General features: G+C 72.5%; 10 protein-coding genes and 1 pseudogene. 5 read left to right on the top strand and 6 right to left on the bottom strand.

Features of this window, described 5'->3' with window-relative positions; genetic code table 11:
* Positions 1-213 precede the first annotated feature (213 nt).
* The 3 genes and pseudogenes from HNQ09_RS10895 (at position 214) to HNQ09_RS19335 (ending at position 1228) form a co-directional block, all read left to right on the top strand.
* Positions 214-927, top strand: a complete 714-nt coding sequence (locus tag HNQ09_RS10895) for a GntR family transcriptional regulator (RefSeq protein WP_184029040.1) — start codon at positions 214-216, stop codon at positions 925-927.
* Positions 876-995 (top strand): annotated as a pseudogene (locus HNQ09_RS19340) (helix-turn-helix domain-containing protein); the annotation flags it as partial. The gene HNQ09_RS10895 and the pseudogene HNQ09_RS19340, both read left to right, overlap by 52 nt.
* Positions 983-1228 (top strand): MerR family DNA-binding protein, encoded by a 246-nt coding sequence (locus HNQ09_RS19335; RefSeq protein ID WP_380002824.1) that lies wholly within the window; start codon positions 983-985, stop codon positions 1226-1228. The pseudogene HNQ09_RS19340 and the gene HNQ09_RS19335, both read left to right, overlap by 13 nt.
* 16 nt (positions 1229-1244) lie before the next feature.
* Here HNQ09_RS19335 and HNQ09_RS10880 read toward each other — a convergent pair whose 3' ends face one another.
* A complete protein-coding gene (locus tag HNQ09_RS10880; protein ID WP_184029036.1) occupies positions 1245-4343 on the bottom strand; it encodes an ATP-binding protein in 3099 nt (1032 codons plus the stop codon).
* 385 nt (positions 4344-4728) lie between these two features.
* Between HNQ09_RS10880 and HNQ09_RS10875 the strand changes: the two genes are divergently transcribed.
* Positions 4729-5619: a 3-hydroxyacyl-CoA dehydrogenase gene (locus HNQ09_RS10875; protein ID WP_184029033.1), complete on the top strand. Its 891-nt coding sequence runs from the start codon at positions 4729-4731 to the stop codon at positions 5617-5619.
* A gap of 107 nt (positions 5620-5726) precedes the next feature.
* On the opposite strand, the gene HNQ09_RS10870 is transcribed toward HNQ09_RS10875, so the two are convergent.
* Positions 5727-6986: an MDR family MFS transporter gene (locus HNQ09_RS10870; protein WP_184029031.1), complete on the bottom strand. Its 1260-nt coding sequence runs from the start codon at positions 6984-6986 to the stop codon at positions 5727-5729.
* Between the two features lie 55 nt (positions 6987-7041).
* Here HNQ09_RS10870 and HNQ09_RS10865 point away from each other — a divergent pair, with 55 nt between their 5' ends.
* Positions 7042-8841, top strand: a complete 1800-nt coding sequence (locus HNQ09_RS10865) for an ABC transporter substrate-binding protein (RefSeq protein WP_184029029.1) — start codon at positions 7042-7044, stop codon at positions 8839-8841.
* Positions 8842-8860: 19 nt separating this feature from the next.
* Here the strand turns inward: HNQ09_RS10865 and HNQ09_RS10860 are convergent, their stop codons facing one another.
* The 4 genes from HNQ09_RS10860 to HNQ09_RS10845 all read right to left on the bottom strand — a co-directional run bounded on the left by HNQ09_RS10860 (position 8861) and on the right by HNQ09_RS10845 (position 15189).
* On the bottom strand, positions 8861-10873 hold the full coding sequence (locus tag HNQ09_RS10860; protein WP_184029026.1) for a WD40 repeat domain-containing protein: 2013 nt from the start codon (positions 10871-10873) through the stop codon (positions 8861-8863).
* Between the two features lie 784 nt (positions 10874-11657).
* On the bottom strand, positions 11658-12419 hold the full coding sequence (locus tag HNQ09_RS10855) for a DUF421 domain-containing protein (protein WP_184029024.1): 762 nt from the start codon (positions 12417-12419) through the stop codon (positions 11658-11660).
* A 261-nt stretch (positions 12420-12680) separates the two neighbouring features.
* Entirely contained in the window at positions 12681-13106 is a 426-nt protein-coding gene (locus HNQ09_RS10850) for a universal stress protein (protein ID WP_184029022.1), read from the bottom strand.
* A gap of 328 nt (positions 13107-13434) precedes the next feature.
* Complete coding sequence (locus HNQ09_RS10845) at positions 13435-15189, bottom strand: NAD-dependent malic enzyme (RefSeq protein WP_221269752.1); 1755 nt, start codon at positions 15187-15189, stop codon at positions 13435-13437.
* Positions 15190-15232 lie beyond the last annotated feature (43 nt).

The raw sequence follows: 15232 nt of genomic DNA, 5'->3' as shown, positions 1-15232 counted from the left end.
GACCCATGCCGACTCCTTCACCTGTGGGGCGCACTGCCTCACCCCGGGACGCAGTGTCGTGAGAGGCCGATCAAAACTCGATCAAGGAGGAGGGGACACGAGGCCGGACGGAGGGCCGCTCACGCTGAGCCGGGTAAGCGGTCGCGTGTTCATGCCGCCCAGCGTCTTCGGAACCGGCCCCCTCTTCCATAGCCAGTTGAGGTAAAGGGGCCTATGACGCGCGGGCTGAATGTGGTGACGCTGCGGGGTGTGCTGGGGCAGTGGTCTGCCGGTGGCCCCGCGTGCCGGGACCTGGCGGCGCCGCGTCAATCCATCCTCGGCGGGCGGCTGCCGCTAGAAACCCGGCTGCCCGGCGAGCGGGAGCTGGCCGCCGCGCTGGGGGTCAGCCGCACGACCGTCACGGCCGCCTACACCGAGTCTGCGCGACGACAGGTTTCTGGTCACCCGGCAAGGGGCGCGCGGCACCCCGGCCCTGCCCCCGGGAGCCGGCGCGCTGAGCCTGCCCTTCAGGGCCGCGCCGACCTCTGGCGGATTACCCGGCCCGCCCCCCGACCTGGCCTACGTCCCGCTGCCCGCGCCCGAGAGTGTGCGGCACCAGGCGTACATGGCCGCGCTCCAGGCGCTGCCCATGCATCGCCCACCCACGGGTACGGCCCGCTGGGCCTGCCAGCCTTGCGCGCGGCCATTGACCGGCGCCGCGCGCGGCTTCCCGGGCCTGCGTGCGGATGCTCCCGGCGGCGGTGCCGAACAAGCCGATGTTTCATTTTGCAACCCCCGCCTCCGCGCCCCGCGCAGAGGGGCAACCTGGTCGGGGCGGGCCGCGAGGATGGCCCGATCCTGCCTGAGCGCACGCCTTTTGCTGTGCCGCGCGGCACAGCGGCGTCACGGTCCATCCCCTGCGCTCCCACGAGCGGGCCGGGCTGCTGACCCCACCGGGACGGTCGAGCAGCGGCCACCGCTTCTACACGGCGACCTGGGCCGGGTGCGCTTCCTGACCATGCTGCGCCGCACCGGGATGCCCATAGAGCAGATGCGCGCCTTCGTGGCCCTGGAACGCGAGGGGCAGGCCAGCTTCGGGGCGCGCTATGAGCTGCTGGCGGCACACCGTCAGGACCTGATGGCCCGCCTCGCCGAGCTGGAAGGGCACCTGACCTACCTTGACGAGAAGGTCCGCTCCTACTGGGAGCTGGAGCAGCGCCGGGAGCCGGGCGGGGCGACTCCGGCCTAGCGGGAGGTCGGGCTGGTCACGGGGGGGCCGTCAGGAACGCCTCCGGCGTGGGGGGAAGCGTCAGGCCGATCTCGGCCCACTCTGTGCGCTGCCGGGCGTAGAGCGCCGTGGCCGCGCGGGGCTGCCCGCTCCCGCGCAGGGCCTCCAGGGTCAGCCGCAGCGCCGCCGGGTCGTAAGGTTCCATCTCCAGCAGGATGGCCCCCAGCCGCGCCGCCTCCCGCGCGTCCGTGCCCGCCCGGCGCTCCACCCCGGCGCGCAGGGCCAGCGTCAGCGCCTCGCGGGCCTGCGGGTGCCAGCCCTCGCCGAGTCCCTCCAGGTACGGCCCGCGCCACAGGGCCGCGTCGCCGCTCGCCAGGAAGCCTTCCGCGTCCGAGGTCACGTCGTCGCCCAGCCGGTAGCCGCCGGGGGTGCTGCACACGCTGTCCGCGCCGAGCTGGCCCCGGATCAGGTAGATGTGCTGGCGCAGGGTGAGCTTGGCCTGCACTTCGGCCTCATGGGGGTAAAAGGCGTCGAGGAGATGGAGCACCCTGACCTCGGCCTGGCCGCTCAGCCGGGCTTCCAGCAGGTAACAGAGCAGCTCCAGGCGCTTTCTGCCGCGCCCCGCGACGGGCTGGCCGCCTTGCTCCAGAGCCGGCCTTCCCAAAACCCGCAGCAGGAGGCGGGGAGCAGGGTGACCCGGGGCCGTCTCCTCCTGCGTCAGCGCGGGGAAATACCGTTCGGCCAGCCGGGCGCCCCCCAGCAGGCCCCGCGCCCGGAACCAGGCGTGGCGAGGGCGGGCCGCCTCCCCGTCATCCCGCAAGCGGTCGGCCTCCAGCCCACTGCGCTGGGCGAGCGCGGCGTCGCCCTCCTGGGCATACACCTCCGACGCGGTGAGGTAGGCCCGGCAGGCCTCCCCGGTCCGCCCGGCCGCCTCCAGGGCCGCGCCCAGACCGTACCAGCTCCGCGCCGTCTCGTCCGGGTGCTGCCCGGCGAGGGCCCGGCACTCCTCGGCCAGGGCCAGCGCCCCTGCGGCGTCGCGGTTCCACGCCTCGGCGCGGGCAGCGCAGGTCAGCCCCCAGGCCAGCAGGTTCGGGGCGCCGATCTCGCGGGCCAGGGTCAGGCCCGCCTGGGCGTGCCGCCGGGCCAGCGGCGGCCCCGCGGCGGGCTGCCAGTCGAGGTACAGCGAGGCGAGGTCGAGGTGGTTCTCGCAGCGCGGCGAGAGAAGGTCGTGCCGCGCGTAGACCGCCCCGCTTCCCTCGAAGCGCGCCTCGGCCTCGCGCCACTGACCCTCGTCCACCAGCAGGCGGGCCAGGCTGTCTTGCACCTGGGTATAGAAACGCAGATTCCCGGCCTGGGCGCTGTGGTCGAGGGCCTCGCGCAGGCTCTTGCGGGCCTCTTCCAGCTGACCGAGCCTGCGGCAGGCGAGGGCGTGGTTTCTCAGCGCCTGGGCAATCACCCCGGGGCTGCCGTCGCCCCGGGCGTACCGCAGCGCCTGCCTGAAGGCGGCGGCCCCCTCCTCCAGTCGCCCCTGCCGGGTGGAGGTGATGCCCCGTAGATTCCAGGCGACGTTGCGCTCGCGCGCCCCCTCGTGCTCGCGGGCCAGCAGCCGCTCCACGAGAGGCTCGGCCTCGGCTGCCCGGCCCAGGCTGCTCAGGGCGAAGCAGACGTGCGAGAGGGTAAAGGTATCGGCTGCGGCGTGGAACTCGGGATGCGCCGCGTACAGCGCGAGCAGGTCCCCCCGGCGGCCGCGCAGGTGCCGGACGAAGATCAGGGTCCGCCAGCGCGCCTCGGCCACCCCGGGCGCGTCGGGCACTTTGTTCAGCAGCGCCTCGGCGTCCCCGGTCTGCCCCAGGCGGGCGAGCACCTCCGCCCGGAAGATCAGGGCCTGCGGGTCGGGCGGCGTTGCGGACGCGGCGATGCCCGAGAGGGTGTCGGCCTGCCCGAGGTCGAAGAGCAGCAGGTCGCGCGCGGCCTGCAACGCCACCCTCATCCGCTCGGGGGTCTCCAGGTAAGCCAGCAACCGGACAAGCCAGCGTGCGGCGCCTGCCCGGTCCCCCCGGGCCTCGGCCTGTCGGCGGGCCGCCTCCAGCAGCGGGCGAACCTGCGCCGTCTCCAGCTCTGCTGCCTCGGCGAACCCGGCCGCGCGTCCGGGGTCGTCCTTCAGCTCCCGGACGGCGCGGCGGGCGATCTCTCGCCGCACCTGCGGGGGGGTCTGCGCCCGCGCCACCTCCCCGAACAGCGGATGGGCGAAGTGGGTGTCCTGAAGGAGGCCGTGGGCTTGAAGCCGCGCCCGGACGCGCGCGAGTTCGGTGGGGGTCAGGCCCGCCACCCGGCCCCACAGCGCCCCGTCGTCACCAGCTTCGCCCAGCACGGCCCGGACACGCAGCGCCTCCCGCACCACGCCCTCCCCGAGGTCCGCCAGGGTCTGCGCGACGATGGCGTCCACGCTGGCAGGGGTGGTGTCGCCGGGCGGCGCGCGCCAGTGCCAGCGCCGCCCGTCCGACCAGAAGTGCCCCTGGCGCGTCAGGTACCGCCAGAACTCCAGCGTGAACAGTGGGTTGCCCCGGGCACGGGCGTAGACCCACGCCAGGCCCTCCGGCGGCAGGCGTCCGTGGGCCTGCCCCTCCAGCAGGTGGGCCGACTCCTCCCGGCCCAGGGGCGGCAGGCGGTAGACCACGAAAGGCTCGGGCAGCGCCTGGCGGCTTCCGACCAGCAGCCCCACCCCACGGGAACGCGTCACGGCCCCGGCAAGGGCCACGACGAGCGCCGCGCGTTCGGGAGACGCCTCGTGCAGATCGTCCAGGTGCAGGACGACGGGCGCCGACCCGGTCAGGATGGCGACCAGGGTGTCGACCACCAGGGCCGGGTCGGCGGACTCGCCTGCCAGCAGCCGTTCGAGCGAACGCCCGGCCCACCCGGGGAGCCGGTGGGGGTGGGGCAGGGCCGCCACGACGCCCGGCAGGGGGCAAATGGCGCGCAGGCTGCGGTGGGCGCAAGGCAGCTCGCGCAGGAGTTCGGCTGCCGCGTGGCTCTTGCCGATGCCCGGCTCGCCCCACAGTCCTACAGCCACCCCCGCCCGCCGGGACGTCACGGCCCGCAGCGCCCGGCCTATACCCAGGGTCACCTCCTGCCGCACCTTCCACCTCCCCACCGGACGGTGCCTCCCGGACCCGTCCACGTTCCTGACCAGACGTCCATGTCTGGACACCGAAACGGGGCAACGGGCGGGAGTGCCCGGCGCTTCGTCTCCCAGAGTACGGGGTTTCTCCCTACTGGCGCCTTCAACGGGCGGTCACTCCGGGTGCCCGCCGCCAACCGTCCCGGGCCCCCGCCTCCGTCTCCGCCGCTGCCCGCGTTGCCCCTGCCCAGGCAGGCAGCGGGGGCCTCCCCCTCATCGTCCTTTAAGGGTCCGGTCAGCAGGCCGCCCGCAACCGGGAGCGTGGGGGTAGGCTCCGGGGGCAACGGAACAGGCCGCCCCTGTAGACGGAGCGGCGTGGACGGAGCGGCCAGGAGGATCGACCATGACCATCAGAACCGTCGCCGTGTGCGGCAGTGGCGTGCTGGGTTCGCAGATCGCCTTTCAGACGGCCTTTCACGGCTTCGGCGTGCGCGTGTACGACGTGAGCGACGAGGCCATCACCCGCGCCAGGGCCACCATGCAGGGGCTGACGGCGCGCTACCAGCAAGACCTCCAGGCCACGCCCGAGCAGACCCAGGCCGCGCAGGACCGCCTGAGCTTTTTCACCGATCTGGCCGGGGCGGTGCGGGGCGCGGACCTCGTGATCGAGGCCATCCCGGAAGTCATCGGCATCAAGCGGGACTTTTACCAGAAGCTGGGCACGGTCGCGGACCCGCAGACCATCTTCGCGACCAACACCTCCACCCTGCTTCCCAGCGACCTGATGGAGGCCACCGGGCGGCCCGGGCGGTTCCTGGCCCTGCACTTCGCCAACCAGATCTGGGTGAACAACACGGCCGAGATCATGCGCACGCCGCGCACGGACGACGCCGTGTTCGATCAGGTGGTGGCGTTTGCCCAGGACATCGGCATGGTCGCGCTGCCGCTGCACAAAGAGCAGCCGGGCTACATCCTGAACACCCTACTGGTGCCGCTGCTGGGTGCGGCCCTGGAGCTGGTCGTGAAGGGCGTCGCGGACCCGCACACGGTGGACAAGACCTGGATGGTGGCGACCGGCGCGCCGCGTGGCCCCTTTGCCATCCTGGACGTGATCGGCCTGACCACGCCCTACAACATCAACATGGCCGCCGCCGCCCAGGGCGACGCGGGGCGCGGGGCCGTGGCCGAGTACCTCAAGGGCTACATCGACCGGGGCAAGCTGGGCGTCGCCACCGGGGAGGGCTTCTACACCTACCCGAACCCCGCCTACCTGCGGGAAGATTTCCTGAAGTAGACCAGCCTGCGGTCCCTCCGGGGCAGCTTCACGCCCGGGTCCGCCCCAGCGCCGGGACATGCCCCGTCCCCGGTTGTGGGGCGCGTGACTCTGGACGGCCCGGCCGCTCAGTCGCCCAGCGCCGGAGTCACGGTGGGCGACTGGGCGCGCTGCCGTCCCCGGACCCCGGCCAGACTCAGCCAGATGGCGAGCAGGCCCAGCAGCAGGGTGACCAGGGCCATGCCCGCGCCGCCGATCCCCGCGCCCAGGGGAAGCCCCAGCGCCGCGAGCCACTTGCCCACGGTAAAGGTCTGCCCGTTGACCGCGAGGTAGGCCCCCCGGCGCTCGCCCGGCACCATGTCCGCCAGCAGGGCCTGCCGGGTGGGCACGTACAGCAGTTCGCCCAGACTCAGCAGCACGCTGGCCGCGATCAGGACAGGCAGGCTCAGGCTCACGTTCAGGACCGCGAAGCCCAGCGCGAACAGGCCGAAGCCCACGGTCATCAGCCGGGTCCGGTCGCGGCCTTTCACCCAGCCGGTCACCGGAACCGTGAGGGCCACGATCATCACGGTGTTCACGGCCGTCAGCACGCTCATCGCCTTCACGCCGTCGAGGGTGAGGCCCAGCACCGCCTGCTCCGGAAAGGAGGCTGCCAGATGGACCGGGATGAAGTTCGACCGCCCGAACTCGATGGTCATCAGCAGCAAGAAGCCCAGCAAAAACAGCCTGAAGGCCCGGTCGCCCATCACCTGCGCGTAGTTGCGGGCCAGCGGCCCGAGGCCCATCTGCTCCCGGACCTCCGCGCGCGAGGGCCGCGCCCCGCCCAGCGTCTCGGTCATGCGCGACCACGCCAGAAAGAGGGTCAGGCCCGACATGGCGCACAGTCCGGCCAGCAGCCCGCCGAAGTGGTCCTGATACAGCCAGCCGCCCAGCAGGGTGCCGATCAGGAGGCTGGCGTTGATCGCCCAGTAGTTCACCGCGTACATGAAGGTGCGCGTCTCGGGCGTGCTCACGTCCACCAGCATCGCCTCGGCGGCCGGGTTGATCAGGCCGCTGGAGACGTTGATGACGGTCAGGGCGGCAAAGGTGACCCAGGGCAGGGGCGTGTGCAGGTTGGCCGCCAGCAGCACCAGGAAAGCCGCGAGCTTGAGCCACTCCCCGGCCAGGAGGGTCCGGCGGCGGCCCCACACGTCCGCCAGGCCGCCCCCGTACAGCCCGGCGACGAACTGCACGCCGACCAGCGCGGCGAGCAGCGCCCCCGCCAGCCCCGGCCCCAGGTGACGGGTGAAATAGATCGCCATGAAGGGGAACACGGCCCCGCCGACCATCCGGGTCAGAAAGGAGTTGACGATGCGCACACGGACGTTGGGGTGCAGTTCTCGCCACATGCGCCCCAGTCTGGGGGCCGCAGAAAGGGGAAAAAAGAGTCAGACTGGGCCGCAGATGACCCCTTTTGCGCCGCCCGACTGGGCATACCTGGACTTGCGGGCGGCCCTGCACGCGCGGGACGGAGAGCGGGGCGCCCACGCCTTGCGGCTGGAAGAAGCCGCGCGCTGGTGGGGGTGCAGCGCCCGGACCGCCCGGCGCCAGCTCGTCCGGCTGGACCGGGAAGGGCGGCTGAGCTACGCCCCGGGGCGGGGCCGGGGCCACACCTCGCGCGTCGCCTTTGCCACGGGCCTGAGGGCCGAACTCGCGGCGTTGACCGGGCAGCTCGCCCAGGCCGGAGCCGCCGGGGACCTCGCCCGGCTCTCCCGCCTGCCTTTCCCGCGCGCCTGGGTTCTCACCGACGCGGCCCGCAGCGTCTTTGGCCTCAGCGCCACTCCGGCGGGGGTGGACCGGCTGCGGACTGTCCTGACCCGCGAGCTGACCAGCCTCGACCCCCTGCACGTCAGCGCGACCGCCGAGGCGCACCTGCTGACCCAGGTGCTCGACGGACTCACCCGCTTCGACCCGGAGACGTGGACGCTCCAGCCCCACCTCGCGCACCACTGGAGTGCCGCCCCGGACAGGCTGAGCTGGACCTTTCACCTGCGCAAGGCCGTGGCCTTTCACCACGGGCGAACCCTGGACGCCGGGGACGTGCGCTTTACCCTGGAGCGGCTCCGGGTGGGTGCCCCCTGGTTCCTGCCGGACCTGCGGGACGTGGCGGTCCTGGGTCCACAGACCGTACGGCTGCACCTCGCCCGGCCGGACGCCTTTTTGCCCCGGCGGCTGGCCGACACCCAGGCGCTGATCTTGCCGCGCGACGTGCCTTTCGACGAGACGCAGCCGGTGGGCACCGGGGCCTTTCGCTGGACCCCGCTGGACGGCGGCCTCCGCCTGACCGCGTTCGACGCCCATTTCGCGGGGCGACCCCTGATCGACGAGGTGGAGCTGTACCGGGTGGGGCAGGGCGGCCACGGCCACGTCCGGCACTACCAGGTCGACGGGGCCACGGACGCGTCGGTGGACGACTGGCAGGCCGAGGTCGGCGTGCAGTTCCTGATCTGGAACGGGCACCGGCCCGCTGCGCAGAACGCCGCGCTGCGGGCCGCCCTGTGCGAGTTGCACGACGTCTCGGCCTTCTGGCGGGAGACAGGCCGCGCGGACCCCCTGGTGCCCGCCACGTCGTTCTTTCCTCGCCGCAGCGCCCGCCGGCCGTCCCGCCCGCGCTCAGAGGCCCGCGCCGCCGCCCTCGTGCAGCAGGCCGCCTACACGGGGCCGCCCCTGCGCCTGTGGGTGCTGGACCTGCCCGACCCGCTGGCCGAGGGCGAGTGGCTGGTCCGGCGGGCCGCCCGCCACGGCCTCGCGGTCGAGCTGCGCCCCTATCCCCTCGCCGCCACGCCCGACCGGGGCGACGCCGCCGACCTCGTGCTGCTGGGAGAGGTGGCGGGAGGAGACGAGCACCTGTCGTTCTGGACCGCGCTGCGCCAGCCTGAACTGCTGTTCCGCCGCCTGCTGCCCCCGGAGGTGCTGGTGGAGGTGGACCGGGAACTGGACGGCTACCGCAGCGCGGCGCAGACCTTCGGGGACCTGGAGGCGATCCTCGACCGGGTGGAAGCCTTGCTGCTCGGGGGCCACCACGTGAACCTGACCCACCACCGGGTCAAGCGCCGGGCGGTGCACCCGCTGATCCGGGACGTGTTCCCGGACGTGTACGGACGCATCAACCTCAAGCGGCTGTGGGTGGGAGAGCGCTCAGGGCCTGGCCGGGGCGCCCTGACGGCGGCGGGGGCACGCGCCCAGGAGGTGTCCGGAGCCTGACCGCACCCGCCTAGCCGCCTCACCTGACCCCGAACACCGTCACCGTGCCGCCGCGCTGCGCGGTGCCGCTGCCCACCGCGAGCCGCGTCCCGTCCGGCGCGAAGGCCAGGGCGGAGGAAGAGGCCGAAAGGCCCCGGAACGTGCCGACCTCGGCCCCCCGGCGCACGTCGTAGACGGTGACGCTCTCGCCGCCCCGCGCCGCGACGAACCGCCCGTCCGGGCTGATCGCCGTCTTGTACACCCGGCCTTCCCCCGGAAAGGAGGCCAGGCGCCGCACGTTCAACCGGCCGTCCACGCTCCACAGTTCGGTGGTGCCGTCGGTCTTTCCGAAGGCGAAGCGCCCCCCGTCCGCGCTGAACGAGGCGGTGTACGCATTCCCGAAGGTCGAGGCCGGAAGCACCTTCCGGAGCATTTTTCCCGTCAACGCGTCGTACTGGCTCAGGGCCGTGCCGTTCGAGGCCGCAGACAGTTCGCGCACCGTCCGGTGATCAGGCAGGAGGCGCGCGGCAAAGGTGCTGCCGCCGGTTCCCTTGAACTGCCAGAAGGCTTCCCCGGTCTGCTTTCTCCACCGCAGTGGGTCGAGGAACCCGGCCTGCCCGGCGGCCTGGTACAGCGCCTGGGTGATGGGCTGGATGGGCCACTCCGCCTTCCGGAGCAGCCGGGCCGTGCTCCCCAGGTAGAGCGCCGTCCCCTCCCCGAACAGCAGGGTCTGGCCGTCCGTGGAGAACTGCGGCAGGCCCACCGTGTTGGACTTCAGGCCGATGCTGGTGAGCCGCTTCCCGCCGGAGGTCCAGAAGCGCAGGGTCCCGTCCTGCCCCCCGGAGACCACGCGGGCACCGTCCGGGGAGAAGGTCAGGTCGTTGACGCCGAGCAGCCCCGTGGCGCCGCCCGAGTGGGCCGGCCAGCGGCTCAGGGGGGCCGCGCCCTTCCACAGCAGGATCTGGCCGTCCATGCCCCCTGTGGCCAGCACGGTGCCCGCCGGATTCCAGGCGAGGGCCGGCACCATGTCCGCCGGGGCGCTGTAGGTGCGGCTCACCCGGCCGGAGAGGTCCAGCACCTCCGCGCCCCTGAGGGTGCTGGTGGCGATCACCTGACGGCCGTCCGGGGTCCAGGCCACCGCGTTCACGCCGATGCGGGTGTTGGGGGGCTGGAGGCGCCGGAGTTCCCGGCCCGTGCCCGCGTCGTACAGCTTGGCGCTGCTGCGCCCGGTCGCGGCCAGCGTCTTCCCGTCGGGGCTGTAGGCCAGGCCCTGCACGAGGTCCGGAGAACCGCCCAGCTCGAACAGCAACGCTCCGCTGCCCGTGTCGTAGACCGCCGCCCGGAAGTTCTCGACCTTGGGCATGCTGTCACTGAAGGCCACGGCGAGCCGGGTCCCGTCCGGCGAGAAGGCCAGCGCACTCGGCGGGCCGGGCGTGGTGAACACGTCGATGGGCTGGGCCAGCCGGGGCGGGGCGAATTCGGCCTTCACCTCGAAGGTCCGCGCGTCGTAGAGCTTCAGGGGCCGCTCCCCGTTCGAGACGGCCAGCCGGGTGCCGTCCCGGCTGTACGCGGTCAGGTCTCCCGGCAGGGTCCGGATCCGCCCCCCGCCGCGCCAGACCTGCACGGTGCCGGCGCAGCTCACGGTGAAGTCGGTGGCCGAACGCACTGCGAGCGAGGTCGCCCATTCGTGGGAGTTCGCCGCGCCCGGCGTGAGGCCGCAGGCCTGCAAGGTGGAGAGGCGCTTCCCACTGGCCGCGTCCCAGCGCCGCACCGTGCCGTCACTGCCGCTGGTGAACAGGGTCTGGCCGTCGGGGGTGTAGGCCGCGCCCGTCACGACGCCGACGTGTCCGCTCAGCGCCGTCTGCCGGCCGCTGCCGAGGTCGGTCAGGTACACCGCCGAGCGCGCGATCAGGGCGAGGTGCCGGCCACCGGGCGAGAGGGCCGCGCCCGTCGCCCACCCGGTGTGAGCACTGAGCACCCGCTCGACGGGGAGCGTAGCCGCAGACGCCCCAGCGCCCAGCGTCAGGAGCGCCGCCAGAAGACTTGACTTCATAGGTCCAGGGTAGGACGGGGAGCTGACGGCCGTCTGGTGTCGGGGCACAGGGGGTGTTGGGCACTTCCGCTCCAGCACGGTGGCAGCATGGTGACGCTCCACCTCACCACCTTGCCCCGTCCCGCCGGACTCAAGGCCGCCCCATGTTTTGGGCTTCCCGGGTCAGCCCGGCGGGCGCGGCCTGGCGCCTGGCGAGGCCCTGTTGCTGGCGGGGCCGCTTGCTGAACCGGACCGCGCCGGCGCTTCCCTCCCCACCGGTGGAGAAGCCGACCTGTTTCCCGCCCGTTCCTGACCGGGGCCGCTGCCTGCATGGCCCAGGGCATCGGCCACCCCGTCGGGGCTTAGACTTGCAGCGTCTGCTCACGCACCGGCAAAAGGCGCAGCGCCCCCGCGCCTGCATGACCGAACCCCGGAGCCGGCGCGGCGCGAGGTGGACGCCGCGCAACAAAGGACGCGCGAGTGGCAGCGGCTCAACGGCATGCTGGAAGCGGCGAGGCGACCGGCAGCACAATGGTGGTGAGCCGCTGGCGCCTCAATCAGCCGACCAGCCGCCGGGAATGCAGATCGGCCACGTGCAGCCCACGCTTTTTGATCGGCAGGGACGGGACCCCTCAACGGCCCCGTTGTGACTGCCGCATACTGGCCTGGGAGGGTCTTTGTTCGCCAGCTTCAGCAGGGGCGACCGCCAGCTCAGCGGCGTGCTGGTGGGCAGCCGGTGGTGCCCCGGCCGCTCACCCGGCCAGGGGAACCACCTTCTCCAGAGAAGCGTCCCCCCACGCGAGGATCAGCTCACCGACGGGATGTCCTGACCGGCCGCACGGGAGGACTCCTCGACCAGCTTCCAGGGACGAGCCGTCGCCACCGTCCAGTGGCGGTGTCCACAGGTGCAGACCGGTCCTGCTCCGGTCTCCACCTGACCGCAGTGTCGGCAAGCGACAGGTCCCCGGAACCCGGCGGGCACCGGGGGTGGCGGCTGAAGGTCCCAGGGAGGAACGATAGGCAGCCCCGGCCGCACCTGCGACTCCGGCAACAGGAAGACGGACAGGTGCCCCCCCTGTTCGAGGTAGACCCGCCGGACCTGCCCGAGCTGCTCGACCCCTTCGGGACGGAGGCGCTCGAACAGGTCTTCCTGACTCAGCTGAGACCGGCGCAACGCCCCGTCCAGAATGACCCCGTCGCGCATCAATTCCATCGGGACGCCGTCCACGAAAGTCTCGAGCTTCCTGGAGCGGTTCATCAACCGGGAGACGCCGCGTTGCAGTCCCACCACGGCCGCGAGCACCAGCATGGCCTGGAGCAGCGGGACCTCGGTGTAGAGCATGGGGTCACCGGCGGCCGATCCCAGCGCGATCACGATGGCGAACTCCAGCGGGCTGAGCTGCGCGAGGCCACGCTTGCCGGTCACGCGCAGCAAGAACAGCAGCCACAGGAAGATGACCCCGGTCCGGAAGACGAGTTCCAGCAGCAGCAGACCCGAGGCGCCTTCTCCCAGCAGCAGGCGCGGCCAGTCGAACGCCTGGAAGCCCGCCTCGCCCGGCAGGCTCATCGGTGGCGCTCACGGGGGAACAGGCGGGCGATGCGGCTCATGCTGCCCATCATAGGAAGGAGCCTCCCGGAATGCCCCGCCGCGCCCCCCACCCCTGAGCCAGGCTGCCGGAGCGGTGGGGGGCCTGTGCCCCTCTGCGCGACCCCTCTTTCAGGTCGGCGAGGCCACGCACAAAGCGCGGCAGGGCGGCGCGGCAGGGCAGGGATCAGCGCGGCCGCGAAGCGAGCGGGGATGGGCGCCGCCTGGCGCGCGGCGGACAGATCAACGGGTCTCCCCGCCGCGCAGCCGCCGCACACTCATGACCGGGATGGGCGACTCGCGGATCACACGCTGAGCGACGGACCCCAGCAAGAAGCGTTGCAGGCCGCGTTTCCCGGAAGGAGACAGGACAATCAGATCGAAGGCCCCGCTCCGCGCCCGTTCCAGAATCTCGGCCGCCGGGTCGCCGACCTGCAAGGTCTCGCCGCTGCCCAGGGCCTCCAGCCGGGCCTGGAGGCTGCGGTCCACCTGCGCCTCGGCCTCCTCGCCCGGCCCGGCCGGAAAGGCGGCCGTGCGCAACGGGACCTCGCCGGGAATGACCACGTGCAGGAGGTGCAGCGCCGCATCCGGGAAAAACTCCCGGGCAGCCTCCAACGCCGGTTGGCTCGCTTCGAGGGTTTCGAGGGGGACCAGGATTCGTAGGGGCATAGGCTCTCTCCTTGGCTTGAGGACGGGTTCTTGAAGTCTTGCTCCAGGGCCGGGGAGCGGACACGCGGCGAAGGCGCCGGGCGCGCCCGCCTCCCAGTTGCGCGGCCGTGAAGCGCAGGCTGTCATCCCAGGGCTGCTTGCCGACCAGGCCCAGCCCCAGGCTCACGTGCCCGCCGCTGACCGTGCCCAGCGCCGTCGCCATGACCGCGGTGGCGAGGCCGTGAGCCTGGGCCATCCCCAGCACGTCCGCGCCGTTTACGGTGGCGGGCACGCCCACGAAGACCAGGGCGGAGGTGCCGATCCCCCCCGGCGAGCGTCTTGCCGGCGGTCATGCCCGGCCTCCCTGGGGCGCGCGGAAGGGCAGGTACTTCGGCGTCCAGAACTTCGCGCGCACCAGATCGGTCAGGGCCGCGTCGTCCAGGCCGTCCAGTTCCTGTTCCTGCGCCACGCCGTCGCGCAGCGTCTGCCGGATCACGCGCGCGGCGACCTCCACGCTGGCGGCGGGCAGGTCGGAGACCGGCGGGTAGAGCCGGTCCGGATGGGTGCGGGCGGTGTAGTCGGCCAGGGCGTAGGCGCCTTCCAGCACCATCTCGTCGGTGATCTCGCGCGCCCCCGCCAGGATCGCCCCGAAGCCCAGCCCGGGGAAGATGAAGGCATTGTTGCCCTGCCCGATGGGATACGTCCGCCCGTTCAGCTCCACCGGGGCGAAAGGACTGCCGGTGGAGACCAGCGCCGCGCCCCCCGTCCAGCGCAGCACGTCAGCGGGCAGCGCCTCGCAGTTGGCGGTGGGGTTGGACAGCGGAAAGACGACCGGCTGCGCCGCATTGGCGTGAACGGCCCGCACCACGGCCTCGTCAAAGGCTCCCGCCACGCCCGAGAGGCCCACCAGGACGGTCGCCCCCGCGCCCTGCACGGTTTCGAGCAGGGTCGGCGCGCGGCCCGCGTACGTGAAGCCCAGGGTGGCCGGATCGTGCGCGTAGGTCCGCTTGTAGCCTTCCAGTTCGCGGTCGCTCAGCAGGAGTCCCGTCTGGTCGAGCACGAACAGCCGGGCGCGCGCCTCCTCGTCCGTGAGGCCGTCCCGCATCAGGCCCCTTCGGAGGGCGTCCGTGACCCCGATCCCGCCCGCGCCCGCCCCGTGCAGCACGATGCGCTGGTCGCGCAGCCGCTCCCCCTTGAGGCGACAGGCGTTCAGCACGCCCGCGAGCACCACCGCGCCCGTCCCCTGGATGTCGTCGTTGAAGCTCGGCACGACCTTGCGGTAGCGCTCCAGCACGGTGAAGGCCGCGTCGCGCGAGAAGTCCTCCCACTGGATGATCGCCTTGGGATACCGCTTGCGGGTCGCCTCCACGAAGCGGTCCACGAACGCCAGGTACTCGTCCCCCGTGAGCCGCTGGTGGTGCACCCCCAGGTAGTCCGGGTCGTCGAGCAGGTCCTGGCGGTTCGTGCCCACGTCCAGCTCGACGGGCAGGGTCTTGTCCGGCCCCACCCCGCCCGCGACGACGTACAGGCTGAGCTTCCCGATGGAGATGCCCATGCCCCCGAAGCCCTGGTCCCCGATCCCGAGAATGGCGCTCGAATCGGTCGCCACGATGATCCGCACGTCGTTGAGGGGCACGTTCGCCAGCGCCTGTTCCGCCCGGTCAATGTTGTCGGTCGAGAGCATCAGGCCGCGCGGCACCCGGTAGATCTTGCTGAACTGCTGCACCGCCAGGCCCACGGTCGGCGTGTACACGACCGGCAGCATCTCCTCGACGTGCGTGGAGAGCAGCGCGTAGAACAGCACCTCGTTGCGGTCTTGCAGGTTTCGCAGGAAGACGTGTTTGTCGAGCGGATCCTGCACCCTCACGTAGTCGCGGTAGAGGCGGTCCACCAGCGTCTCCAGCGCGTCCACCTGCGGCGCGATCAGCCCGTCCAGGCCCAGCGCCGCGCGCTCCTCGTGGGTAAAGGCCGTCCCCTTGTTCAGCAGCGGAATCCGGGTAAGGTCGAAGCCCTTCACGAAAGGTTCGAGGTAGCGGTGTCCGGCGGCGTCGCGGCGCACGTCGTAGTGGGTGGTGAGCGGCAGGCGGTCCTCGGTGGTGGTCATGTCGGCTCCTCTCGGGTGGGGATGTTCTGGATTTCGAGGGTTG

This window comes from Deinococcus budaensis (assembly GCF_014201885.1).
Lineage (GTDB): Bacteria > Deinococcota > Deinococci > Deinococcales > Deinococcaceae > Deinococcus > Deinococcus budaensis.
The sequence above is the reverse complement of the archived record's forward strand: the minus strand, read 5'-3'. Positions and strand labels throughout refer to the sequence as shown.